Raw genomic sequence first — 25,384 nt, 5'->3', positions numbered from 1 at the left:
TGGAATACATCGCGCAAGTTGGTGTCTTTTTGCGCTACCGCGAGCTGTTACGCCTACAGCCGCTAGAAAACGTGAAGCCAGGCGAGCAGCGTGACGACTGAGAACAGAGTGGTCATCGAGATCACGCCGCTCACGACTGTTTTCTCGACATCGTATTCCACTGCGAGCACGTAAGCGCTCTTCGCGGTCGGCACGGCGGCGCACACGACAGCGGCGACGCTAGCCGTGCGATCGAGCTGCGCCGCGAGGCACAGTACGTACACGACGAGCGGCACGATCGCGAGCTTGAGCACGGTCAGTAGCGCATAGAGCTTCAGGCGCTGACGCAGTTCGCCCAGCGTCAGATCAAGGCCGATCGAGAAAAGCGCACACGGCGTCAACGCTTCGCCCAGAATCCTGAGAAACGACGCGACCGGTCCCGGCAACGTCACGCCAACGATCGACCAGGTAACGCCGCAGATTGTCGCCAGGATAACGGGGTTGGTCGCGATCTGCCGGATCAGCGCCGCCCCGCGTAAGCCGCGCGAAGCGTCGGGTCGATCGATTTCGAGGAGCACCACCAGCACTGGAAAGATGACTGCGCCGACGAATATTGTCGCGATGGCCGCCGCGAGCACACCAGGCTGGCCGAACAAGGTCTTCAGTATCGGCAGTGCGACGAAACCGGTGTTGGTCATCGAAACAGCGGCGGCAAGCATCGCGCTTTTCCGCACGCTGGCTCCGCGCGCGATGCGCTCGAACATCATCACGGCCGCAAAGCAGATCATCGAGCCGCCGCCGAACGCGGCAACGAAGCGCCAGTCGAGAAGCGAGTGAAGCGTCTCGTCCGCGATCGTCAGGAACACTAACGCCGGCATCGCGACGTAATACGCGAAGCGCATCAGCGGCGCGGCCAGGTCCCGCGCTATGTATCCGGAGACGCCGGCAAGCCATCCCAGCAGAATGATCGCGAAGATCGGAAGTATGGTGCCGGCGAGATGCATGACGACCTCTCGTGACGATCGAATGCCCAGGCACGCGGACGCCTGCCCGTGAATGAACGCCATTATCCGTGAAAGCCTCGCGCGATGTTAGGTGAGGTCAGTGGGCTCAGGCAGGGGCGGCCCAAAACGATCCTCTCAGGCGTTGCCCGCGCGGAGCCCTTGCTCACACCTGAGGATGGCGAACCGAATTCAGTTCTATACAATCTATTCGAGGATGTCTGCCTGCGATTTAATTGGCGCATATTCATACACCGTTTTGCGAACTCGAAGCGCCTCGAGCCATACGCCTCCATAACAGCTGGGCAAATAACCTGTCAGGAGAAAAACATGGAAGACGTGGATGTACTCGTCGTCGGCGCCGGCCCAGTCGGCTTGCTGCTTGGCACTGAATTGCGACGCGACCACGTCGCGGTGAAGGTGGTCGACAGGATGGCGGGAAGAGGGTTTTTCTGCAAGGCGCTCGGTGTGACGCCTCGCACGCTCGAGATTTTCGACGATCTAGGCATCGTCGATCGTGTGATCGAGGCGGGCGTTTGGCTCACCGGCGTCGAAACGTGGGTCGACGGTGCGATGGTGCCCGCGCGCAGTATGCACGTTCCAGAGGAGGGTTTGCCCTACGGGTCCCTGTCAATTGCGCAGTACGAGACGGAACGGTTGCTTGAAGCGGCGTACGCAGAACACGCCGGTCAGGTGAATTACGGATGCACGTTGGACAGCTTCACCGACAACGGCGACGCAGTCGAGGCCCATTTGACTGGACCGCGGGGCGAAACGCTCACCGTTCGTTGCAAATGGCTGGTCGGGTGCGACGGCGCGCACAGCAAGGTCCGCTCAGGGTTGGGACTGACCTTCGAAGGCGAGCGATATCCCCAAACCTTCGCACTCGCCGATGTCGACGTGGACTGGCCGTATCCGCGCGGGCCCATGTATCGATTCGAGTGGACGGATGCGGCGCGCGCGAAAGCGAGCCTCGTGGCTGTGCCCATTCGAGGCTCCGCAGAGCGCTATCGGCTCTCGATGATCGTGCCCGACGAACGTGTCTCTTCGCTCGCGAGCACTGACTCTCCAGACTTTGAAACGATGTGCAGCCTGATGCTGCCGTCTCTTCCCGAAGGCACGCGGCTAACGTCGATGCGTTGGTCGTCGGTCTACCGGGTAAGCCATCGTATCGCGTCCGCTTACGGGCGAGGCCGGGTGTTCATTGCCGGCGACGCTGCGCACATTCATCCGCCCGTCGGCGGACAGGGAATGAACACGGGCCTGCAGGACGCGCACAACCTCGCGTGGAAGCTGGCACATGTTGCGAAGGGGCTGGCCGGTCCTGCATTGCTCGATAGCTATCAGGCTGAGCGTTACCCTGTTGGCGTCGATGTCGTCAAGTCGACGAGTGCGGCACTCAATGCTGTCCTCACGCGCCAGGCCGCAAATCCGGCGATGCGCGAGACCCAGCTGCTGATCACCTATCGTGGGAGCCCAATCGTTGCTGACCTATGTCCCGACGCGGATCGTGAATCGCCTGCACCCGGTGACCGGCTGCCTGACGCGCAGGGTCTGGCACAACGTTTCGTTGGTCATCCGAAGCGATTGTATGACTATGTCGGCGCGGGACGATATACGCTCATCGGCTATGTTGACGCGGCTGGGAAGCAATATGACGCCTTCATCGACGGTTGTCGCGCACTTGCAGCTTCGCTACCCGGCGGCGCATCGGCTGTGCTGGTCACGTCTCCGGATTGCGAAGTGTCTGTGTCTGAACTCATGACGATAGTGACGGACGCCGCAGGTGACTTTGCCACGACGTACCGTGCGAAGGGCGGTGATGTCTGGATCGTCAGACCAGACAGTCATATTGGCTGGAGAAGTAGCGAGTGTTCGGGTGCTGCGATCAGTCGTTGGCTGGAAAGCCTGAACTCGGAATGAAGTCGTTCGCTGACCTATCGCTTCTGACGATTATTCAGCGAGTCTTGCGCGGCATTTGCGCAGCGGTCATCAGCCCCTTGAGGGCGATCCTGACAAGGTCGCCTCCGGTTGGTCCCGCATGAAACTGGACGGCGGTGCCGTAAGTCAGCTCCATCACTAGCGCACCGAGTTCGAGCGCCGTTGCAGGCGCTCTGCCTTTCGGAAAAGCGCGGAGAAGCAGCTTGCCGACAATCGTCCATTGCTTGCTAAAAAGCTCGGTATGCCGCTTTGTCAGCGCTGCGTCCTGCTTTGCATGACGGACCAGATCGAGGACTAACGGTCGCATGTCTGGTTCGTGAGTGTGGGCATTCGCCCATGCGCAAACCGCTTCGATGATTTCGTCTGGATCCGACACGCCTGCAAGTGCGGTCTCAATCCTTTCGATGTTTTGTCGGGCCGTAGCCTCAATCAACTGCAGGAAGATATCTTCTTTCGAATCGAAGTTGGAATAAAACGCGCCTTTCGTATAGCCGGCTTCCTCTGCAATCCGGTCGATGGATGCGCCACCCAGTCCTTCACGCGCAAACATCTTTGCGGCAGCAAGCATCAATTTCTCTCGCGTCTGCAAGCGACTCTCTTCTCTTGTCATCCTGGGCATTCCGGCGATCCCTCCTGGAAGTTTGATGTGTCAGCCTGGCGCCGTCCTTGTCGAATCTATGTGCACTGTAGGGACGACGGACATTCCAACACGAAGCCGATCGGTGGCTGGCTGGTTCGGATCAATGATGATCTTCACCGGAAGCCGCTGAACTACTTTCGTAAAATTGCCTGTTGCATTGTCGGGTGCGATGGGTGAGAACACGATCCCGCTGGCAGGGGCGAGACTGTCGACGTGACCATGGATGATGGCGCCAGACAACATGTCGACCCTGATTGTAACCGGTTGCCCGGGGCGAACATGCTGCAATTGGGTTTCGCGGAAATTGGCCTCGACATACGCCTGCTGCAATGGAACCACTGCGAGCAGCGGCGCGCCGACGTGAACGTAAGCGCCGGTACGAAGGGTGCGCTGACCTACCGTGCCGTCAATTGGCGCGACTATTCTCGTATAGGACAGGTTCAGTTCCGCGGCCTGAAGCACTGTCCTGGCCTTTGCAACTGTCGCAGTTGCCTGCCTTTCCTGGGCAAGAAGCACATCGAGTTGATGTTGCGCGGCGTCGCGTGAGGCGGTGTCTTGCGCGTGGCGGGCATTCGCAATCTGTAGTGTCGATTCGGCCTGCTGCTGCTCCTGAATCGTGCCTGAGCCGTCTTTCGCGAGATTCAAATAGCGTTTCGAATTCGCTGCGGCGAAATTTACCGAGGCCGCATCACCAAGAATCGCTGCGTTGGCCTGCTGGATCAGGCTGTGCTGCTGAACGGCACTGGCTTCGAGCCGTGCTACGTCCGCCTGTGCATTTTCGACGTCCGCCTTCGCGCTCGCGACAGCGACGACAAAGTCCCGGTCGTCGATCACGGCAAGTAATTGCCCCTTGCGAACAGTTTCATTGTCTTCCACCAGAACATTCAGGATGTTTCCTGCGACCTTCGGCGCGACAAAAGTCGAATCAGTCGTGATATACGCGTCAGTCGTGGTCTGCTCTGAAGCTCTTCCTTCGTCCCGGTTGTAGAGGTATAAGCTGGCCGCGCAGGCGGACATGAGCGCGATGGCAACGGCTATTTTCGCTGGTCGTGGGAGGGGCATGACAATCACCTGGAAGTCGAATTGAGTATGGGCGGTCGGATGTAATTCAGGTTCAGCACGAGCGGAATCAACAGAACGGCGAGTGCGCCGAGAATCAGATATGCGTCAGCTACCGTGAGAACAAAGGCCTGCCGTGAGATGCGCTCAGCGAGGTCGCCAAGCGTGTCGAGAGCGCCGCTATGTTGCGACGGCGTCATCATTCCGGCGCCTGCGGCGGAATCCAGAATGACGTTGGCGTGCATCTTTTCCCGGAGCGTGAAGACGCGCTCGAGCATGGCATCGCCCAACAGTGTTCCAAAGGCGCGAAACATGTTGATGATTCCCGATACGACCGGTCCCTCCATAGGTTGTACGACGCTGGTCGCCAGAAACAGCAAGGAAATCACGGCCATCGGCTGTCCGAGGGCCTGGAGCATCTGGCCTGCCAGGAACTCATGTGTGATCCACGCCGATGTCACATGGGCGTTCACCAGACACGACGCCGCGAGACAGGCCAGACCCGTAGCGAACACGTGTCGCGCGTCGATCCATTGCTTGTAGAGAAGAAAGGAGACGGCAGGGCCACACAGGATTTGAGGAACGCCAACCAGAAGCCCAATCCCTGCGATGTACGGTGTGCGGAATCCGTGTACTTCGATCAGATACTGCGCAGGTAGAAGCGAACCGGATAGCAACACGACCACTAGCGCGATAAAGATCGTAAAACCAAGCCCGAGATTTCGCCGGTGGAGCAATTGAAGCTTGATGAACGGTAGAGGATGAAACCACTCGGCAAGCAGAAATACAAACAGCAAGATTGCGCCGAGGCAGAATAGCCAGGTGATGAGCGCGTCGTTAAACCAGTCATAGCGCTCGCCCTGAGTCAATCCAACGCCTATACACACCAGACCGCAGACGCCGCTGACCAACCCCAGCCAGTCGAGGTTCTTGAGGCGCTCCAGGCGGACGGGATCCTGCGGGATGCCCCAGGCGACGGCCCAGATGGAGAAAATCGCGAGTGGAACGATTTGCCAGAACACGAGATGCCAATTGGACAACGTATCGGTGTAAGTCGCAGAAAGCCACGTAGCTATATTGGGCGAAAAGGTCGCCGTCATCGCATACAGGGCCAGTCCGTATAGCCTGAGTGGAAGAGGGAAGAAGCGCAGCGCCGCCGCCATCAGAACGGGAATAAGCAATCCACCGAAGAACCCTTGCAGGCATCTAAGCGTCAACAGCACGCCGAAGCCAGGTGCAAGCGGGGTTAGCAACCCCAGCACAGTGAAGACGATGACCACGCCGACGTGAAAGCGTCTGAACGAGAATGTGACGGCGAACCAGGTTGCAAACGGCATCGCAGCAAGCTCGAAAGCAGAGTACAGGCTCCCAATCCAGCTACCTTCGTCGGCACCGACGCCGAATGCCGTCTTGATGTCGATGAGCGACAGACCACCGATTCGACTGTTCAGGCCTGACATCATCGCGGCCGCAAAGACCCCAAATACGCCAATCAATATGCGGCTATTGAATGGATGCGGCGCGGCTGGCGGTGACTGCGGCGGCGTGGTGTGCGGCATCAATGTGTTTGCTTGTGATTTTTGCATGCGACAAAGTATCGGAATACTAAGCAGGGCTCGCGTGGCTGCGGTCGATTGGGGCATCCCATCCACCGCCGAGAGACTTGTAGAGCTTCACCAGTGCGAGCGAAACATTCGTCCGGCTCTGCGATAGAGCGGTTTCACTAGCGAGCAGGTCGCGCTGAGCGATGAGTACGGTCAGAAATGTCGAAGCACCCTGTCCATAGCGATTCTTTGCCGTCTCAAATGCAAGGCGATTTTCATCGACGGCGGTGCCAAGCTGCACATACCGAAGTTGCTCGCTCCGATACGCCGTGATGGTGTCGTCTACTTCATGCCAGGCGCCGAGAACCGTGCGTTGATACTGGATTGCGGCTTCCTGCTGCCGTGCTTTGGTCAAGGCGAGCGTGCCCGTGAGGCGGCCACCTTCGAAAATCGGTAGATGCAGCACAGGGCCGAACGCAAATTGTCGCGCGCTCCAATCACCCGCTTCGCTGAATTTCAGTGCCTGAATGCCGAAACTGCCTGTCAGACTAACGGTCGGGTAGAAGTTGGCTTTTGCCGCGCCGATGTCCGCGGTCGCGGCGTGCAACTCTGCCTCTGCACGCAGGATGTCCGGACGACGATGCGCAAGCTCTGAAGGAAGCCCCACCGGCACATTGTCGGGCGGGACCGGAACGGTCGCTGCCGTGGCCAGTTCGTCATCGAGCGCATGCGGCGCTTCATCGACGAGAAGCGCTAATGCATTCATGAGCGCGGACACCTGACGTTCGAGTTCGGGAATCGATGCGCTGACCGTTGCGAGTTGCGCTGCGGCGCTTGCACTGTCGTATCGGGTCGCGACACCTTCATTCTGCCGGTGGTTCGCAAGCCGCAGACTGGCGCGCGCGATGTCCTGGTTTTTTCGCGCTATGTCCAGCGTGTTCTGGACGCCGCGAAGCTCCAGATACGTCCGCGCGACTTCGGCAGAAACGGACACTTTTACGCCTGCGGCTTCGAGTGTCGCTGCTTCGGCGTTGGCCTGCGCGGATTCCCGGGTTCGGCGCACACGCCCCCAGAGATCCAGTTCCCAGCTCGCGTCGAATCCGTATTGCCAAAGATTGTATGGCGCGGAGCCGCTGCTTCCATTCAATGCGCTCGTTCCATAAGGGTCGGCACCGTTGGCTGCAGTTGCGCTGACCGGACTGGACGGCCCGGTCAGTTTGAGTATTCCGTTTGGACTGGCCCGCTCGCGTAACTCGGACGCATTCGCGCCGATTGTTGGATATAGATCGGCGCCTGCAATACGCAGCTTTGCTCTGCTTTGACCTATCCGCGTCTGTGCGGATTGCAGATCCAGGTTTTGACTTGTCGCGCGAACTTCCAGCGATGTCAGCAGAGGATCGTTTAGCAGCGTCCACCATTCCGGATTCAGGTACTGATCCGTTAGATGACTTGGTACATCGTTCGTGCGGCTGGTGAGCGAACTAAGCGGCGGGGTCGCGTCCGGCGACCGGAAATCGGGACCGACGCTGCAAGCAGCGACGCCTAAAAGCGCGATCGCGGACAGTGAAGCGCGCATTGAAGCTGTCAGAGGCATCTCGATTCCCGGCACGGTGAAGGTTTGCCATTAATATACCATACAGTATGCGTATACTATTAAGTATATTAAAGGTGACCTTGGCGCTCAACGCATAAGCGTCGGCGCGCGCCCGCTGATTCATTCAGCCCGTGACGGCTGGAGATGAGCCGGTCGATTGTCACGACTTTGCTCGTTCGCAGCCGGCGCAGAACGCGTTTGCGCGACGCGCAGACTCTGCGGATAGTGAGCCCAATCGCCAGGGTTATACCCACGTTGCTCCAGATCGGCTAGTTCTTCACGCACCTGAGCGCGAGTGAGATATTCAGTGTCTTGCGCAAATGCTCTCATCGGAACAATTGAAGCGATGACCAGGAGGTAAAGCGGAACGGGATATTTCATGGCTGACATGTCCATGGGCTGGTGAGTTGGATGGCGATCGATCTTAGACATACTCAAAAGTATCGTAATACTATAGAGGATGTAAGAGTGATTTTCGATCCTTTCCGCCAGCGGCGTAGAGCCCTGATCGCAAACGCACTGATCGCGTTTTAGTGCCTGTTCCCTTACCCAGCGATGAGCATCTGCGATGTCCGTCGCCCGCATTTCCCGCGTTGGCTTTGCACGAACACGACGTTCGCGAAAACCGAACGTTCGCTATCGCCGCTCGTGTCTGGCTACGAGATGGAACGGCTCGTCACACATTCGTCCGCCTGTGGTCGAGCCTGGCAATCATTTCAATAGCCATCAAGAAAGGGCTTCTACGACGCTCGATGCGATGCGCGTGACGGGAATTCCACCATAGTGACTTACTAATCGACGTGGTATCGTTTTCAGACCCATCTCGCACCTTATGTTCGCGCTGGCCGATCAGACAGCGTTGAAACGCTGGGCGGCCAGGGCGTTCGCGGCAAGCGCCCCAGAGGCCGGAGACGTTTCATGGATATCTATTTAAGTATTGAAGCATTCGTGCGTGTCGCCGAGTCCGGCAATTTCGCGGCAGCGGCGAGGCAAATCGGCGTGGCCAAATCTGTCATCAGTACGCGGGTACAACAACTTGAAGAGCATCTGGGCGTTTCGCTTTTTCACCGCTCGAGTAGAGCGGTGAAACTGTCGGAGTTCGGCATCTCCTACTACTCCGACTGCCATGATCTGATCGGTCGCATGCAAGCGCTTTCCCAGCGGTCTCGAGATACGACCACTGCTCTATCTGGAACCATACGTGTCGCCGCGCTGAACGGTTTCGCGCTCGAGCATCTTCCGGGCATCATCGAGACGTTCAGAAAGAGTAATCCGCGCATCGAGTTCGATGTCTTTGCAAACGATCAGGTAGTGGACCCTGTACAGGAGGGTTATGACGTCGTGCTTCAGATATTTCCGCCGGCGTCGGAATCTCTGATCGAGCGTCGACTATTTCGGATGCGAGGAGTGTTTGTTGCCACGCCAGGATACCTTGAAGGCCTGGCACCCATTTCGACCCCAGACGATCTCTGCGCGCACGATTTCGCGTGCTACCGTTATTATCCCTGGCGCAACCGATGGTCTCTAAACAATGGATCGCAGCACAGCGAGGTGACACTGGTGCCCGCGCTTCGCTCCAATAGCGTACATCTGGTGCAGGAGTTTGCACGCAGGGCGATGGGAATCGCGTATCTGCCCACCATGGTTGCCTACCACGATCTTTTGCAAGGACGGCTCGTTCGTGTGCTGCCGGAGTTTGCGACAGATGTTCCCTATTTTTCCGCGGTATATCCAACCTCACACCGCGCGACGGCAAAAGTGAAACTGTTCCTTGACCTGCTCTCGTCTACATTTTCGATGGAACCGGAATGGGATCGGTTGCTCGGCCTTACGCACGGAAACAGCACCTGATGTTTGCCGCGGTCAAACTGACCCGCGTTTTTTCGGAAGGGCAGGCGCATCTAGAATCGCGTTTGAATTCCCACGCGACCTATACATTGGGAACGGCTGCTCGACGGCCCAAATGTTCCGTTGATGGAAGCCGAGGCACCTGAATTGGCGATCTGGTAGACAACGTTGACATAGGTCGTCGTCCGCTTGGACAGAATGTATTGTGCAACTGCCGTCACCTGATGAGCGTGGTTCCGATTCACGACGTCATTGCCCCACATGTACATATAGTCCGCGCCGAATGCCACAGCTGGCGTAAAGCGATACAAGCCGCCGCTCTGGATCAAGTTGACCGTCGCTCCGTTCGCGGTGTTGTGTGTGTTCGTGTATAGCGCGGAGATCTGGCTTGTTCCGATCGAATATCGCACGCCGGCGCCGATATTCTGGATGGCCCCGCCTCCCAGCTGCGCGTAGCGCACGGATGTATAGGCCGCACCGATGGCGAGTGGACCAGCAGCGAGACTTCCACCCGCACTGGATGCACTATTCTGTCGAAAATTCCCGGCTGCATTCCCAAATGCAAAAAGATAACCTACTGTCAAGCCGGCGAATGTGGGCGATTTATATTTTATTGAATCGGACAGCGGTTCGCTTCCGTTCATATGATCGAAATCATATGCTTCGTTCGGGGGTGAATCGGGGAGCGCGAGCCCGCTGAACGGGCCGTCCCGGAAGTTATAAAAGCCACCCATGTATGCCGCGGCGTCCGCGTCGACGTCGCCGAGAAGTGTGTCGACCATGAAGTCTTGCTGACGTCCTAATGTCAACGTGCCTAGACGATCGTCGGATAGTCCGACGAAAGCTTCTCGAGAAAATAAAAGCCCGCTCGATTGATCGGCATTGCTCCTGAATCCCACTATCGATCCCGTACCAAGCAGGAATTGCGAGACGAGCCGAAAGACAACTTTCGTGCTTGTATCGATCTGCTCGCTACCTTGTAGCCCGAAAAGATTAGGAACGCCGATTCCGTCGTCCATTTTCCACGACGATGAACCTCCGCGGTTGCTAATGTATGAGATGCCCGCGTCGATGAGACCAAACATCACGACGCTGTTTTCAGCGTGGACAAGTGGCGCGAAAGTGAACAAGGTTGCTGCGATGACACCGGTTTTTCTCATCTTTCCCTTCCGTTCAATACTGAAAAGCGGGGGCGCGGAGGAATTGCAATGCCGCGAGAAGACCCGTTGCTGGCCTCGCCTAGGGTGGCCAGAATGGATTAGTGCATCGTGTATGGACGTCTGCGTGGGAGGCCAGCAGGCGGTCTGACAGCGCGCTTTGCTGTCAGACCATCAGACGTCTGTGTGTCATGCAGCGAGGCGTTGTGGTTCGATAAACCGCTTGCCATTCAGCTTCTCGAACTCGAGCAAAAATTGCCGCATGACGGAGCGATCGGTGCCGGCACGTTCGAACATGGCGGTGTCGCGGGCACGTTGGGCCGGGTCGCTTTCCTTCATCCAGGTGAAATTGGCAGTGGCGGTCGGAGAGGTGAATTCAAGGAAGACCTTGCGGCGATCCACAGCGTATTCGTCCAGCAGCCTGAGCGGCGCTGCGTCCTTGATCACGGCGATCAATGCTTCGGCAAGATGCTCCGCGTCGAGCACACCACCCGACAGTCCGAGACCGCCCATGGGATTGGTTGCATGCGCGGCGTCACCGGCGAGAATCACGCGTCCACGGCGGAACTCGGGTGCGCATCGCTGATGAACCCGGTACGGATTGAGGTGATCGACTCGATACTGTTCAGGTGCGGGAGCGCCGGGGAGCAGGCGCTTGAAGCGCTCCGGCAGGCGCCGGCGAACCTCGGCGTCCGATATCGACGGATCTTCGCCGTAACAGACGCGCCACAGGCCGGTCTGTTCGAGCTGAACAACCACAGCCCAATCGACAGGGTCGTGAACGAAATTGGCGCGTGAGTAGCCGTGCAGCGAGAAGTCGTAAAAGACGTTGGTCGCGACGAGGCGCTCAGCCCAGGTGATCCCGTCGAAGGTCATGCCGATTTTTTCGCGCACGGTGCTGCGTGCGCCATCGGTGGCCGCAACCCAGCGCGCGCGCAAGCGTGTCGTGCCACCCGGACCCGTGGTCTGGATCGTTGCCCATGAAGTGTCCTGGTCGATGCTCTCCACACGATGATTCCAGCGGATCTCGACATTGGGCAACGTGCGCAGATGCTGCAAGATGACACCGGACACGTGATTCTGTCCGAGCAGCAACATGTACGGGTAGTCTGTGTCGTTGGCGAGAACGCTCCAGTCCATTGTGGCGATGAGTGAGCCGTCGCCGTGACGATAGGCGAAGTTCGGGCACCACACCGCACGCTTGCGGATGTCGTCGAGCAGACCGAAGCGGTCGAGGGCTGCGGCGGTGGGCGGCATATAGGCCACGGCGCGTGGCGACGGAGAGATACCGGATTCTGATTCGAGCACGACAACGCGAATGCCGGCTCTGCCAAGTTTGAGAGCGGTAAGGAGTCCGACGGGACCTCCACCGACGACGACCACCCCATCCAATGTTTCCATGTTCTGTCTCCTATCGATGTCCATCTGCAGGGAAAATTCCGCCACCTGAAAGTCGAGCTGCGCGTGGTCGGAAAATCTGAACCAAGCGTAACCAACCGGATTAACGGAGGCAATGCGATCCGGTTTGCCATTCGCAAACGGACTGATCGGTTTTTAGCGGCGCCTGGTGCGCGTATCGGAAGGGTAAATCCGGTTGACATGCGTTTAATGACCGAAACATTGCGATGTTTGCAGCAGGAGCTGCGGACCTGATCGTTTGCTTTTTGCAATCGGATAGTTCGTCAAACCGGACCGACGGCGCCGTTGTCTTGTTTGATTGGCCTGCTTATGCTGAAACGAGCAGATGACCGGTCCTTGATCCGGTTCGATTGCAATCTGCGTTCAGACAGAGAACCCAACCTAGGGAATAGACATGGCAACCAAAATTCAGATCGTTTTCTACAGTTCGTACGGCCACATCTACAAGATGGCCGAAGCGATTGCCGCCGGTGCGCGAGCAATGGGTGATACGGAAGTCACCCTCTTGCAGGTTCCCGAACTCGTACCCGAGGACGTGCTGGTCAAGAGCGGCGTCAAAGGCTATCGCGCCGCTTTCGGAAGTATTCCTTACGCAACACCCGAAATTCTGGCGGAAGCGGACGCGATCATCTTCGGTACGCCGACGCGCTTCGGCAACATGTGCGCACAGATGCGCAATTTCCTGGATCAGACCGGCGGACTCTGGATGTCTGGTGGCTTGATCGGCAAGGTGGGCAGCGTATTCACGAGCACCGCGTCCCAGCATGGCGGCCAGGAGACAACGATCACCAGTTTCCACACCACGCTGCTGCATCACGGCATGGTCATCGTTGGCGTTCCTTATTCCGAGCAGCGTCTCGTCAACATGAGCGAAATCTCCGGCGGCTCGCCGTACGGTGCCTCCACATTGGCCGGCGCCGACGGTTCGCGCCAGCCCAGCGAGAATGAACTGCAAATCGCCCGGTTTCAGGGCGAGCACGTCGCGACAATCGCCAAGCGTTTGGTCAGCAGGGCGAATTGATCGCCGTGGTCCGATCAATGGGCCACCTTTGACGACCCCGTCATGCGTGAGCGGGGTTTCTGCATGGCGCGCCAACTTGCTTGAAACAGCCGTACGCGTTGGCCACTAAGTAGATCTCCTGGCGGCATCTTCGAATACGCAAGGTTCGCGAATCCAGAACGACACAGGCGTTGATGTGAGAGCCGTCGCGACTTAACCTTTCGCTCACGCAGCACATTCACGGATTTTTTGGAGGCAGACATGGAACAGACATTATTCGGCAGCTTGAATAGTTTCAGGAAAGGGTCAATCGAGATCATCAGCGGAAAGCCCGAGCATTACGCGATGTCGAATGTGTTCGAGGTCGCGGGAACCGCCGGGCCATACGAAAAGATTGTCGTCGGGAAAAATCTTAAGTACGTGATCGAGACGCTTCGGGCGGAAGGAATTTCGCCGTGGTTCAGCGCATCGCACGATGAATTTGTCGTGGCACTCGATGGTGAAATCGACGTGCATTTTGTCAAACCTTGCGATGCCCCGCTCGTCGATGCAAGTATTGAAGGCAGTGTGCGTCTCGATTCGAACCCGGCGGGCCAAACGATGGGACGCGTGCGTTTGCGCCGAGGCCACCAGGCGCTATTGCCCGCCCACTCTGCTTATCGCTTTGATGCGGTGACGACGGGAGTGCTACTCGTGCAGACCATTCTCGGCCGCCATTCGGTCGAGAAGTGGGCCGATATCTGCGTGCGCTGAATCACTCTTAAGACAAGCCAATTACGGAGTTCATTGTGGAAAACAAAAGCAACCTGCAAACTGTCGCGGCGAGTGAACCGGACGCGGTAAGCGGTTATCGCGCATTCCAGCTTGGTGACTTCGAGTTCAGCCGGGACTCGTATTTCGCCACCGTGAAGTGGCCCGTCAATGGGCAAACGCGCACACACCAGATTCCCGCCGACGACTTCCTGCGCGCGATGATGCGCGACGTCGCCTGGGGTTTCTTCTACGGCTGGGTCAACTTCGATCACGTCATCGGCACGCGCAACCATTACGGCAAGGTCGACCTGTATGCCGGCTCTTACAACGCGAGCTTCAAGGAGGCGGGCATCGATTTCACGCAGCAGTTCGAGACGCCGTTGATCATGGCGACCTTCAAGGCGATCCTGAAGGACTGGGTGAATGAAGGCTTCGACCCATTCGCGGCACCGGGAGAAACCGGTTCGGCCTACGGCAGCAAACATGGCGATAACATCGAGGCCATCGAGCGGTTTCGCATCGCGACCAAGCGTATGCCGGGCATGGAGGGCGATTCGCCGCTGCGAGACGAACTGCCGGTCAATCGTCACTTCGCCGACGTCGTCCAGGACGAGCCGGAGATCCACGCTGAGCCGGGTTTCGAGAAGACGCTGCACGCGTTCAGCCTGTTCAAGTATCTGTCGCGTTCGGATGTGACGTGGAACCCATCCGTTACTTCGGTGTGCCAGCAAAGTCTGTTTTGCCCGACTACGGAGGAATTCATGTTGCCCGTGTTCCACGGCAATGACCGCGTCGAATGGTTCCTGCAGCTTTCGGACAAGATCATCTGGGACATCGCGGACAAAGATAGCGGCGAGCCGCGTGCGCGCATTACGATGAATGCAGGTGATATTGCTGCAATGCCCGCCGATATTCGCCACAAAGGGTACTCTCAGAAACGCTCGATGCTGCTGGTGTGGGAGAACGCTACGCCCGATCTGCCCAAGCGCTACGAAAGCGGCGAACTGGCACCGTATCCGATCCAGATGTAGTTCTTCGCGTTCTTGCTCGACGTTTCGATTGCGTCGGAGGTGCCGGCGTCGGGCTTGCCTACAGCCGCGACGCCGCACCCGTCGCGATTTCTGATCGAAGCGTCTGGTTACAACATGCTCACAACGGTGCTCTATCCGGCCCGCGATGAAGTCGTCAACGTTTTAGACCGATCGCTATCATCCTGCCACCACGGTGCGGCTACTATCGATTGCCGCGACACAGTCGATCTCGATGTCGAAGCGTCCAGGCCACGCCGGCACATTGACAAAAATCCGCGCGGGCGGGTTCGGCCCGAAGAAGCTCGCATAGATCGCGTTGACGACGGGAAACATCTCGACCGACGTGCAGTACACGTTGCATTTGAGCACCTGATCGAGCGATGAACCGGCGGTCTGGACACACAGTTTCAGCTGTTCCAGTACACGTTCCGTCTGACGCTCAATCGGCGCATCCATCACTTCGCCCGTTTCTGGATCGAACGGCGGGAAGCCGGACACGTAGATTGTGTCGCCATGGCGGGTGACGGCGGAAGTCGGCGCCTTCCAGCGTTCAAGCCAGCTCGAAAGCGGTTCGACGCGAATGATTTCACGGCTCATCTTTGACCTCATCTAAAAAGCGGTTAGTTATTGAAGAGGGCGCTACGCTACGTCGCGAAACATGCCGTTCAGCCACGCGCCTGACGGTTCCTTCGGCAAGCTATCGAAGCGGCCGTTCGCAAGTGCCTGAACACTAGTCACGAGGCCGCCCCATGCCGCGCGAGCCAGTGCGCCTCCGACGCTCACGCGCCGCACACCAAGCTTTGCCAGTTCGTCGAGCGTGAATGCGGAAGGGCCGCCGATCAGCAGATTGACCGGCTTCGGGCTGACCGCGGCTACTACCGCTTCGATCTGCTCGCGCGTCTGAATGCCAGGCGCGTACAGACAATCGGCGCCTGCCTGCGCATAGGCTCGCAGGCGCGCGATCGTGTCCTCAAGATCGGGCACGCCGGCAAAGAAATTCTCCGCGCGCCCGACGAGCAGCGTGTCGCCGCCGGTCTCGTCGATCGCGCGTCTCGCCGCGGTGAGTCGCTCGACGGCGACATTGAGCGGAAACAGCGGTGCGTTCGGATCGCCCGTCGAGTCTTCGATCGATAATCCGGCGATGCCGGTCTCGATCGCCATCCGCACGCTTTGGGCCACCTCCGCGGGGTTGTCGCCGAAGCCGCTTTCGAAGTCGGCATTGACCGGCAGATCGGTCGCGCTGACCATCTCGCGCAGGTGGTCAAGCATCACATCGCGTGACACGCCGTTGTCCGGCCGCCCGTTCGACCACGCGAAGCCAGAACTGGTAGTAGCAATCGCTTTGAAGCCGACAGACGCGAGGTAACGCGCGCTGCCAACGTCCCACGGATTCGGCAGGACGAAACATCCGCCTTCGTGCAATGCGCGAAACATGTGGCGTTTTTCGGCAATGGTGGAAGTCATGAACAATCTCCTTGTCTGAGGACGTGTCGGCGCAGTGTCGTTACGCCACTTCTGTTTCGACGACCGGAAAGTCGATCTCGGTATCGAAGACGTTATTGACGAAGTTCGTCAACATGAACTGCGCAGCGAGCGCGATGATTTCAACGATGTTCGCATCGCTGAAGCCGGCTTCGCGCACGGCGCGCAGATCGCTTTCGGCGACTTTGCCGCGCGTTTCCATCAACGTCTTGGCGAACGCCACGGCGGCAGCCGTTTTGGGCATATGCGATTTGCCAAGCCGGTTCAGGCGAATCTCGTCGTCGTCGATATGCGCCATGTTGCTGGCAACGTAAGTATGCGCCGACAGACAGTACTGGCAGCCGTTGACCTGCGAAACGGCAAGCGCAATGCCGTCGCGCAGTTTTGCATCGAGTGTCTTTGCGAGCGCACCTTGCAGGCCTGCCCAACCGTTCAACGCGTTCGGGCTCATCGCCATGAGGCGAAACAGATTGGGCGTCATCTTCAGTTGCTTCGTCACCGCATCCACTACGGGCTGCGATGCGGCAGGGATAGCTTCGTTGACGGGGAGTGCGATGCGGGTCATGGTCCTGCTCCTGTGTCTGGCGATCGAGAGAAGTGATGTGTATGTGTCTGCCTCGGAATATCGCGGTGCGTTCCCGGCTGCATTGATGGAAATTCTAGGCGTGCGGGCCGAACGAAAAATCCTCGGAAAGGACGCAAAAGTCCGCGTCTGCAGCTGCAGGCGTGAGCCACTCTGGAAACGAAACCGGCGCCTTGCACCGGCGTTGATATGCCGATGCAAGGCGCCGGTCAGGGCACAAGCGCGTTCGCGCGTGGACTAGTTCGAATCGGCCGACTTCGCGCGGTATTCGGCGGGGCCGGTATCGAATACTTCGCGAAACGCGCGCACGAACGCGCTGCGGCTTTCATAACCGGCGTGGCGCGCGACCTGGTCCAGTGGCAAGTCACCGGCTCGCAACTGGGCGGCCGCCTGCCGCATGCGGATGTCGCGCAATGCCTGCATCGGCGACTGGCCGAGCGTGGCGGCAAAGCGCGCCATGAATGCCGAGCGGCTGAGGATCGCCACCTCCGCGAGACTGGCGACCGTATGCGGCGCGCCGGGGCGAGCCACCATGTCGGCGAAGGCCCGGGCGATCTGCGGATCGCCGAGTAACGCGAATCGCTCCATCCAGAGCGCGTTTGACTTCAGAGACCGGCGCACCAACGCGACAATTACCTGCTTGAGCAATGCGCCCGACATCGCACCGGCGCCGATCTCCTGCGCCACGAGTTCATTGAACGCCGAGCGCAGATAGACATCGAGCCGGTCGGAAGCATCGAACTGCTCGACGATCGGCGTCGACAGGGTATCGAACAGATTGATTGACGCGCCGAAGCACGCCTTGAAATAGCCGCAAATCATCACGGTCATCGGCTCGGCATCGCCGGCGCGGAAACGGCTGATCGAATCGACGACCTGTCTGTGCTCGCGCCCGGGTACGACGGTCGGCGCGATTCCCGCCTGGCCGGCCGGTACCTCGAGCTTCAGCGGATGACGGGGCGGAACGATCAGCAGCGTGTGGGGCTTGAGCGGCACGGACTCGGCGCCTGAGATATGCAGACGCCCAACGCCCGACAGGATGTAGTGGATGCCCGGCGCGTCATGCCCGTCCAGTTCCAGCATGAATCCCTGGCTGACCAGACACTCGGAAAGCCCCACCACCTGGATGTCGAGCAACGTGATCAGTTCGTTCAGACCGCCAGGTGACAGACGCGGCGGCGAAATTGGCTGGGAAGCAGGCATCTGTCATCCGATGGAAAGTGAGGCAATCAACCCATGTTTGAGCTTGGAGAAAGATTGCCGCAGGTTTCTGGTGAATGCAATGCTTACCCATCCACAGGCTTTGCGTCCTTGCGATAGTCGCTTGGCGAAACGCCTTCCCAGCGTTTGAATGCGCGGGTGAAGTTGCTCGAATCGCTAAACCCCAGCAAGAACGTGATTTCAGTAATCGACAACGCCGATTGCTGTACGTAGCTGGATGCCAATTCCCTGCGTGTCGCGTCGAGCAGCTCGTTGAAATTCGTATCGTATTGCGAGAGCTTGAACTGCAAGGTGGTCGGGCTGATACACATGGCGCCGGCGACTTTATCTCGTGAGCAGTCGCCGTTGGGCAGATACTCAATGATTTTCTGCCGCACTGTGCTCACCACATCGTGTTTGTCGAGGCGGGCGATATAGCTGACGGCGAGGTTGTCGTGCAGTTGGGCTATTTCAGCACACGCGCCGGCGAGTGGACGTTGCAGATCCGGTTTCGAAAACACGAGTTCCGGCGCAGTCTGGTCAAAGGCGACGGGTGAGCGAAACAGCTTCTCATAAGGGGCACTGCCTTCGCGCGGCATGGCGTGAGAGAACGCTACGCGAACCGGGTTGAAATCGGCATGGTAAAGCTGACGCATGGACAGCACGACAAATCCCAGCAGCGCATCTTCCGTTTCGGCGCATACGGACACCAGCAGTTTCATGCGCAGCGAGACCTCGTCGCCGTTCTCAACGATATTGATTTCGCAGGCTTGGGAAGCGAGTCTGAAGAAACGTTCCAGCCGTTGGCAGAATGCCATCAGGTTCGAACTGGCGGCGAGTGCATAGCCAAGTGCATGCAAATTCGAAACGTGAATGAATCTGGCAACCGTCAATCCGAAATAGGGGTTGTGCGTCACGTCCACACATACCTTGTAGAGCCGCGCCATTGTGGCGACCGGCAACCGCGTCATGGGGTCGTTTTTCATCAGCGACGGCTCGATGCCGGCCGCCTGAAAAATCCGGGCGCTATCCACCCCGTTGTGCTCCAGGGCGCGCGAAATTGCCAGCGCGTAGCCACCGATCGTCGTGAGAGCGGCGTCACTGTCGAAGCGGGAGGCGGGTGGTCTCTGCATGTTGGACCGCAATCATTGCTGGGCCGGCTTGCTGTCTATCACCGGCGGGCGGGGTGTGAAAGAAATACGCTTGAGTGACGATGCGACCGCGTAGAGGTGTTCGTGTGGGTGCGGTGCGTCAATATCGCAATAGCGTATCCGCGATTGCACGACAAACTCCATCGGCGTAAATGCCAGGGTATCCGTTGTCGCGCGCGTTCCCTGCCATTTTGCACGAAGATCAAAGCGCCTGATGGGCGCTTTGCGTTGATCTTGCGTGCGTCTTACTTTCCCTCAGTGTTTACCCGCCTCTCAAGTCAGGTTGCACCCCACGTGACGCGCAAGACCACTGGATTGTCTTCAAAGACCAGCGTCTCGCGGGGAGCCGTTCATAAAATGCCTCCGATTTGTCTATGACCCACAGACCCGCGATCCGGCGGCTGGCGTCACGTTTGAGCAAGGACAGGAGACCATCATGACCCGCGAAATCAACCCGGCGGCACCCGCTTCCGATCCGACGGAACCGTCTTCGCAAGAGACGGGCTCAGTCGAGCAGCCCTGTCTCGCCAGCATGGCCGCAGCAGGACCGCAGGATCTGCCGTTTCCCAGGACACCGACAGCCAGTGCTGCCGGGCGCACGCTGGCCGAGTCGAAACATCAGTGGCGCACCAAAGCCAACCATTTGCGCACCGATGCGCCGAACGTACTGATCATCATGCTGGATGATGTCGGCTTTGCGCATGCCGATACAGTCGGCGGTGCGATTCATACGCCGACGCTCAGCCGCATTGCCGACTCCGGCGTGCGCTACAACGCCTTTCACACCACCGCCATCTGCTCGGCGACCCGCGCGTCGCTGCTGACGGGGCGCAACCACCATCGCGTGGAATCCGGGACGATCACCGAACTGGCGAGTGATTTTGACGGCTACACCGGAGAGATTCCGAAGACTTCGGCAACCATTCCCGAAGTGCTGCAGCACTATGGCTACAGCACCGCGGCGTTCGGGAAGTGGCATAACACGCCGGCCCAGGACGTCTCCGCAGCAGGACCATTCGACCGCTGGCCGACCGGCTGCGGATTCGATCACTTCTACGGTTTCATGGGCGCGGAGTCCTCGCAGTACGAGCCGAGTCTGTACCGCAACACCACGCCGATCGAGCGGCCTGACGATCCCCGCTATCACCTGAGCGAGGACCTCGCAGCCCAGGCCACAGGCTGGTTGCGCCAGCAACATGCTCTCGCGCCGGACAAGCCGTTTTTGATGTACTGGGCACCGGGAGCGGTGCACGGTCCGCACCAGGTCTTCGGCGAATGGTCGGACAAGTACAAGGGACAGTTCGACGACGGCTGGGACGTTTATCGCGCGCAGGCGTTCAAGCGTCAGAAGGCGCTCGGCTGGATTCCGGCCGATAGCGTGCTGACGCCGCGCCCGGATACGATGCCCGCGTGGGACAGCCTCGGCGCCGATGAGAAAAGATTCCAGGCACGCCTGATGGAGGTGTACGCCGGTTTCCTCGAGCATGCTGACACACAGGCCGGCAAGGTAGTGGATGAACTGGAGCGGCTCGGCCTGCGTGACAACACGCTGATCTTTTATGTGCTGTCGGACAACGGCGCGTCGTCGGAGGGCTGGAGCGGCACCATCAACGAAATGCTGACACTCAACGGTGTGCCGATGCCTTTCGCGCAGCAGATGAAAATCCTCGAAGAGGAATACGGCGGCCTGCCCGCACTGGGCGGCCCGAAGATAGCGAACATGTATCACGCCGGTTGGGCCTGGGCTGGAGAAAGTCCATTTCAGGGCACCAAGCTGGTGGCGGGATATTTTGGCGGGACCCGCGTGCCCATGGCGGTTTCCTGGCCCAAGGGGATCAAGGCCGATACCAACGTGCGTGGACAGTTCCATCATGTCAACGATATCGCGCCTACCCTCTACGACATCATCGGCATTACGCCGCCGGAATCGGTCAATGGCCAGAAGCAGGACCCGCTGGACGGCGTGAGCCTCGCCTATACCTTCGCCGACAGCGAGGCGGCCACGCAAAAAACCCATCAGTATTTCGAAGTTTTCGGCAGTCGCGGGATCTACTCGGAAGGCTGGATGGCGTCGGTGTTCGGGCCGCGCGTGCCATGGTTGCCGGGCGCTTATGCTGCCTATGCGAACTGGAATCCGGATGAAGATGTGTGGGCCTTATACAAGCTCGACGGCGACTACTCCCAGTCGAACGATATTTCGCGCGACTACCCGCAGAAGCTCGCGGAGTTGAAACAGAAATTCGATGACGAGGCGCGCGCCAATCACGTTTATCCGATCGGCGCGGGTTTGGGGCCGCTTCTGAATCCCGATGCGCGCGTGGGTACCAGTCAGACCGAATGGCACTTCAATACGGAGATCACGCGGTTGCCTGAATTCTGTGCGCCCAATCTACGCGCGCGCAACAACCGGGTAACGGTCGCCGTCGAGGTGGCCGCCGAGGGCAGCGGTGTGCTCTATTCGCTCGGCGCGGTTGCCGGTGGTCTGGTGCTCTACATGGACGACGGCTACCTCCACTACGAATACAACTTCCTGGGTGTGGTGAGGACCCGGTTACGTTCAGCGGACAGGATCGCGCCGGGTCCGCACCAGCTCGGGCTCGAGACTGTGATGAGCGGACCCGCTCCGGGCGCGGCTGCGACTCTGGTGATGAGTGTCGACGGTGTGGAAGTGGCGCGGGGCACGACGCCGTTCACCGTGCCGCTTGCGTTCAGCGCAAGTGAAACCTTTAACGTCGGCGTCGATCTCGGTTGCCCGGTTGCGCTGGACTATCGTGATCGTGCGCCGTTCAGATTCAATGGCCGGATCAACGATGTTCATATCGTCTACCTGCCATGACCGATTACATCATCATTGGCGGTGGATCGGCGGGCTGTGTACTGGCAGGCCGCCTGAGCGAGGACCCGCGGATTCAGGTTTGCCTGCTCGAAGCGGGTGCTTCCGATAACAGCGCGTTGATTCAATGCCCGGCTGGTCTTGCCGCGTTGATCCCCTATCGCATCTTCAACTGGGCGTTCAAGACGATTCCCAATCGCGGGTTGAACGGTCGCATCGGCTACCAGCCGCGCGGTAAGGCGTTGGGCGGAAGCAGTTCGATCAACGGAATGATGTATATCCGCGGCGACCGCACCGACTATGACGGCTGGGCAGAAGAGGGCAACGTCGGCTGGAGTTATGCCGATGTGTTGCCGTACTTCAGGAAGTCGGAGAACAACGCGTTCTGGGGCAGCAATGCGTTTCACGGCGCAGGCGGCCCGCTCGACGTGGCGGACGTGCTCGAACCGAGCGTCTATGCAAGAGCGTTTGTCGACGCGGGTGTGCAGGCGGGTCTTCCGCCGAATCCCGACTTCAATGGCGATCATCAACTGGGTATTGGGCTGACCCAGGTCACGCAAAGGAACGGCGAGCGCTGCAGCACCGCCAAGGCATTCCTCACGCCAAACCTCGGCCGGAAGAACCTGCAGGTCGTTACCGGTGCGCATGTCACGCGAATCCTGATGGAAGGCACGCGAGCGGTCGGCGTCGAATATCGGCAAGGTGGCGCAATCAAGGTCCTGAAAGCCACGCAGGAAGTTTTGTTGTCGGCCGGTGCATTGCAATCGCCGCAGATTCTCATGTTATCGGGCATCGGACCCGCGAGCCATTTGCAGCAGCACGGCATTACCGTCGTGCACGATTCGCCGGGCGTCGGCAAAAACCTGCAGGACCATATCGATATCGTTCACAGCTACGAAGCCGGGGCGTCGCGTGGACTATTTGGCCTGTCGCTGTCGGGTGTGTGGTCCGTGGCGAAGGGTATTCGCACCTGGGGCAAATATCGACGCGGTGTGCTGACGTCGAACTTCGCGGAGGGCACCGGCTTTGTGAAGACGCTGCCCGAAGAATCGCGCCCGGATATCCAGCTCGTATTTATCGTCGCCAAGCTGATCGATCATGGGCGCAAGATATTGATCGGCAATGGCTACTCGGTTCACTGCGGGCTGTTGCGTCCGAAATCCCGTGGCAGCGTTTCACTGGCGAGCGCCGACCCGCTGGCACCACCGCTGATCGACACGAATTTCCTCTCCGATCAGGATGATGTGAATCGTCTGATTCGCGCTTTCAACCTGGTACGGGCAATCATGCGTCAGCCGGCGTTGTCGCGATTTGGCGGCAAGGAATCCAGAAACTCGGCCGGCGCGCAGACGAATGCGCAGATCGAAGCATTCATTCGCAATCACGCTGACTGCGCCTATCACCCGGTCGGGACTTGTCGCATGGGTCAGGGCGCGTTCGATGTGGTCGACGATCAATTGCGTGTGAAAGGCGTGCAGGGCTTGCGTGTCGTCGACGCGTCGATCATGCCGAACATCGTGTCCGGCAACACCAACGCGCCGACCATCATGATCGCCGAGAAAGCCGCTGACATGATCAAGGCAGCGTTGGCCGAGGTTAAAGAGGGATCATGCTGCGCGTCCTGAAGGCGGCCTGCCTCGCGATCTATGGATTTGCGCTTGCAAGCCTCGCTGCGCCCGGCCTATCGAGCGGACTCGCTCGTGGCGCGGAGATCGTGGCGATGGCGTTTCTGGTCATCCACGCACTCGAGGTCGTCTTTGCCTTCGGGAAGGTGCGGCTATATCGGGGGCCCTTGATGCTCAGCGTGCTGCTGACACTCCTGTTCGGTGTGCTGCATTGGATGCCCCTCATCAACGCGCGGCGCTCGCGCGGCACAGAAAGCTAGAGACGCGGTGGCATCGGGTAAGCGGCGAACGCAAAGTGCTTTCTACTTCGCGTCGACGCTTATCGAGCACCGCCACGGCTCGTCATATTTATCTCCAAAGGAGCAGAACCATGGGTGTTCTCGACGGCATTCGCGTCGTGGAAATCGCCGGCATTGGCCCAGGGCCTTTTTGCGGCATGTTGCTGGCCGACATGGGCGCCGAAGTCATTCTGATCGAACGCGCGGACGCCAACGATGGCGGTATGCTCGATCTCGGCAAGAGCGCGATTGTCAATCGCGGCAAACAGTCCATTGCGCTGAACCTGAAGGACGCGCGCGCGATCGACGCCGTCCTGCGGCTCATCGAGGGCTCAGACGCTTTGCTCGAAGGCATGCGCCCAGGCGTGATGGAACGCCTCGGGCTCGGTCCGCAAATATGCCTCGCGCGCAATCCGCGCCTCGTTTACGGCCGCATGACCGGATGGGGACAGACAGGTCCGTTGGCGCAAGCCGCCGGACACGACCTGAACTACATCGCGCTCTCCGGCGCGCTCTGGTTCGCAGGCGAGCCAGGCAGGCCACCTCTCGCTCCACCCACCCTATTGGGCGATCTGGGCGGCGGAGCACTGTATCTGGCGATGGGCGTCCTTGCCGGCATCCTGGGCGCGCGCCGAAGCGGTCAAGGCCAGGTCGTGGATGCGGCGATTGTCGATGGCAGCGCCAACCTGATGAACCTGCTGCTGTCGGTGCACGCCGCAGGGCACCAACCCCTCGAACGTGGCTGCGGTCTTCTGGATGGCCCGCACTGGAGCGGCACCTACGCGTGTGCCGACGGGCATTTTGTCAGCGTGCAGGCGCTGGAGCCGCAATTCAATGCGCTGCTCTTCAGCAAACTCGGGCTCGGTGACGATCCGGATTTCCGGCAACCTTATCACCCACATCGATGGCCTGCCCTGCGTGAACGGTTGGCGGCGGTGTTCGCCACGCAAGCCCGGCAGCATTGGGTCGATTTGCTTGAAGGCAGCGATGCCTGCTTCGCGCCGGTGCTGACACCTGTCGGAGCCATGACGCATCCGCATATGGCCGCTCGCGGCGTCTATGCCGAGCGCGACGGAGTCTTGCAGGCCGCGCCTGCGCCGCGCTTCTCTGTGACCCCGTCTGGCGTTCCTAACGCCATACCGCGCCGTGGCGAACATGGCCTTGCAATCCTGCGAAGCGTCGGGCTTGGCGAAGACGAAATCGCGCAATTGCTCTCTGCTCATTGAGGCCACGTCACACGCGACGTCACACGCGACATATCGCCGG

At 59.3% G+C, this 25,384-nt stretch carries 22 protein-coding genes; 9 read left to right on the top strand and 13 right to left on the bottom strand.

The features are described from left to right. Positions 1–62: 62 nt before the first annotated feature. Positions 63–983: an AEC family transporter gene (locus PQR27_RS30745; RefSeq protein WP_408527339.1), complete on the bottom strand. Its 921-nt coding sequence runs from the start codon at positions 981–983 to the stop codon at positions 63–65. A gap of 327 nt (positions 984–1,310) precedes the next feature. On the opposite strand from PQR27_RS30745, the gene PQR27_RS30740 reads away from it, so the two are divergent. Beyond that, a complete protein-coding gene (locus tag PQR27_RS30740; protein WP_408527337.1) occupies positions 1,311–2,903 on the top strand; it encodes an FAD-dependent monooxygenase in 1,593 nt (530 codons plus the stop codon). Positions 2,904–2,937: 34 nt separating this feature from the next. Here PQR27_RS30740 and PQR27_RS30735 read toward each other — a convergent pair whose 3' ends face one another. From PQR27_RS30735 to PQR27_RS30715, 5 genes are all read right to left on the bottom strand, one after another. Beyond that, positions 2,938–3,489: a TetR/AcrR family transcriptional regulator gene (locus PQR27_RS30735; RefSeq protein ID WP_408527336.1), complete on the bottom strand. Its 552-nt coding sequence runs from the start codon at positions 3,487–3,489 to the stop codon at positions 2,938–2,940. A gap of 81 nt (positions 3,490–3,570) precedes the next feature. Beyond that, positions 3,571–4,623, bottom strand: coding sequence for an HlyD family secretion protein (locus tag PQR27_RS30730; RefSeq protein WP_408527335.1), 1,053 nt, complete (start codon positions 4,621–4,623; stop codon positions 3,571–3,573). Positions 4,624–4,628: 5 nt separating this feature from the next. After that, positions 4,629–6,206: an MFS transporter gene (locus PQR27_RS30725; RefSeq protein WP_408527334.1), complete on the bottom strand. Its 1,578-nt coding sequence runs from the start codon at positions 6,204–6,206 to the stop codon at positions 4,629–4,631. Positions 6,207–6,225: 19 nt separating this feature from the next. Then, positions 6,226–7,740, bottom strand: a complete 1,515-nt coding sequence (locus PQR27_RS30720) for an efflux transporter outer membrane subunit (RefSeq protein WP_408527333.1) — start codon at positions 7,738–7,740, stop codon at positions 6,226–6,228. Between the two features lie 138 nt (positions 7,741–7,878). Further along, positions 7,879–8,190, bottom strand: a complete 312-nt coding sequence (locus tag PQR27_RS30715; RefSeq protein ID WP_408527332.1) for a DUF4148 domain-containing protein — start codon at positions 8,188–8,190, stop codon at positions 7,879–7,881. A 486-nt stretch (positions 8,191–8,676) separates the two neighbouring features. On the opposite strand from PQR27_RS30715, the gene PQR27_RS30710 reads away from it, so the two are divergent. Beyond that, entirely contained in the window at positions 8,677–9,609 is a 933-nt protein-coding gene (locus tag PQR27_RS30710; protein ID WP_408527331.1) for a LysR family transcriptional regulator, read from the top strand. A gap of 50 nt (positions 9,610–9,659) precedes the next feature. On the opposite strand, the gene PQR27_RS30705 is transcribed toward PQR27_RS30710, so the two are convergent. Continuing rightward, on the bottom strand, positions 9,660–10,766 hold the full coding sequence (locus PQR27_RS30705) for a porin (protein WP_408527330.1): 1,107 nt from the start codon (positions 10,764–10,766) through the stop codon (positions 9,660–9,662). Positions 10,767–10,952: 186 nt separating this feature from the next. Then, positions 10,953–12,164 carry an FAD-dependent oxidoreductase gene (locus PQR27_RS30700; RefSeq protein ID WP_408527329.1) on the bottom strand — a complete coding sequence of 404 codons (1,212 nt, stop codon included), beginning with the start codon at positions 12,162–12,164 and terminating at the stop codon, positions 10,953–10,955. A 412-nt stretch (positions 12,165–12,576) separates the two neighbouring features. Between PQR27_RS30700 and wrbA the strand changes: the two genes are divergently transcribed. From wrbA to PQR27_RS30685, 3 genes are all read left to right on the top strand, one after another. Continuing rightward, a complete protein-coding gene (wrbA, locus tag PQR27_RS30695; RefSeq protein WP_408527328.1) occupies positions 12,577–13,203 on the top strand; it encodes an NAD(P)H:quinone oxidoreductase in 627 nt (208 codons plus the stop codon). Between the two features lie 240 nt (positions 13,204–13,443). Then, on the top strand, positions 13,444–13,935 hold the full coding sequence (locus PQR27_RS30690; protein ID WP_408527327.1) for a cupin domain-containing protein: 492 nt from the start codon (positions 13,444–13,446) through the stop codon (positions 13,933–13,935). Positions 13,936–13,970: 35 nt separating this feature from the next. Further along, a complete protein-coding gene (locus tag PQR27_RS30685) occupies positions 13,971–14,966 on the top strand; it encodes a hydroxyquinol 1,2-dioxygenase (RefSeq protein WP_408527326.1) in 996 nt (331 codons plus the stop codon). Positions 14,967–15,143: 177 nt separating this feature from the next. On the opposite strand, the gene PQR27_RS30680 is transcribed toward PQR27_RS30685, so the two are convergent. The 5 genes from PQR27_RS30680 to PQR27_RS30660 all read right to left on the bottom strand — a co-directional run bounded on the left by PQR27_RS30680 (position 15,144) and on the right by PQR27_RS30660 (position 19,364). Continuing rightward, positions 15,144–15,563 (bottom strand): RidA family protein, encoded by a 420-nt coding sequence (locus PQR27_RS30680; RefSeq protein WP_408527325.1) that lies wholly within the window; start codon positions 15,561–15,563, stop codon positions 15,144–15,146. Positions 15,564–15,605: 42 nt separating this feature from the next. Beyond that, positions 15,606–16,430 (bottom strand): isocitrate lyase/PEP mutase family protein, encoded by an 825-nt coding sequence (locus tag PQR27_RS30675; RefSeq protein ID WP_408527324.1) that lies wholly within the window; start codon positions 16,428–16,430, stop codon positions 15,606–15,608. 40 nt (positions 16,431–16,470) lie between these two features. Then, the gene (locus PQR27_RS30670) at positions 16,471–17,013 is read right to left on the bottom strand and encodes a carboxymuconolactone decarboxylase family protein (RefSeq protein WP_408527323.1); all 543 of its coding nucleotides are present in this window, start codon (positions 17,011–17,013) and stop codon (positions 16,471–16,473) included. A gap of 255 nt (positions 17,014–17,268) precedes the next feature. Continuing rightward, a complete protein-coding gene (locus PQR27_RS30665; RefSeq protein WP_408527322.1) occupies positions 17,269–18,234 on the bottom strand; it encodes a helix-turn-helix domain-containing protein in 966 nt (321 codons plus the stop codon). A gap of 83 nt (positions 18,235–18,317) precedes the next feature. Then, positions 18,318–19,364: an AraC family transcriptional regulator gene (locus PQR27_RS30660; RefSeq protein ID WP_408527321.1), complete on the bottom strand. Its 1,047-nt coding sequence runs from the start codon at positions 19,362–19,364 to the stop codon at positions 18,318–18,320. Between the two features lie 454 nt (positions 19,365–19,818). On the opposite strand from PQR27_RS30660, the gene PQR27_RS30655 reads away from it, so the two are divergent. The 4 genes from PQR27_RS30655 to PQR27_RS30640 all read left to right on the top strand — a co-directional run bounded on the left by PQR27_RS30655 (position 19,819) and on the right by PQR27_RS30640 (position 25,344). Continuing rightward, positions 19,819–22,218, top strand: coding sequence for an arylsulfatase (locus PQR27_RS30655; RefSeq protein ID WP_408527320.1), 2,400 nt, complete (start codon positions 19,819–19,821; stop codon positions 22,216–22,218). Continuing rightward, entirely contained in the window at positions 22,215–23,840 is a 1,626-nt protein-coding gene (locus PQR27_RS30650) for a GMC family oxidoreductase (protein ID WP_408527319.1), read from the top strand. Before PQR27_RS30655 ends, PQR27_RS30650 begins: the two co-directional genes overlap by 4 nt. Next, positions 23,825–24,100, top strand: coding sequence for a hypothetical protein (locus PQR27_RS30645; protein ID WP_408527318.1), 276 nt, complete (start codon positions 23,825–23,827; stop codon positions 24,098–24,100). Before PQR27_RS30650 ends, PQR27_RS30645 begins: the two co-directional genes overlap by 16 nt. Before the next feature lie 110 nt (positions 24,101–24,210). Then, positions 24,211–25,344, top strand: a complete 1,134-nt coding sequence (locus PQR27_RS30640; protein WP_408527317.1) for a CaiB/BaiF CoA transferase family protein — start codon at positions 24,211–24,213, stop codon at positions 25,342–25,344. The last annotated feature ends 40 nt before the right edge of the window (positions 25,345–25,384 follow it).

The sequence above is a fragment of the Paraburkholderia fungorum genome (assembly GCF_046027215.1).
Classification (GTDB): domain Bacteria; phylum Pseudomonadota; class Gammaproteobacteria; order Burkholderiales; family Burkholderiaceae; genus Paraburkholderia; species Paraburkholderia fungorum_D.
Note: the sequence above shows the minus strand (reverse complement) of the source record. Positions and strands in the feature narration are given on the sequence as shown.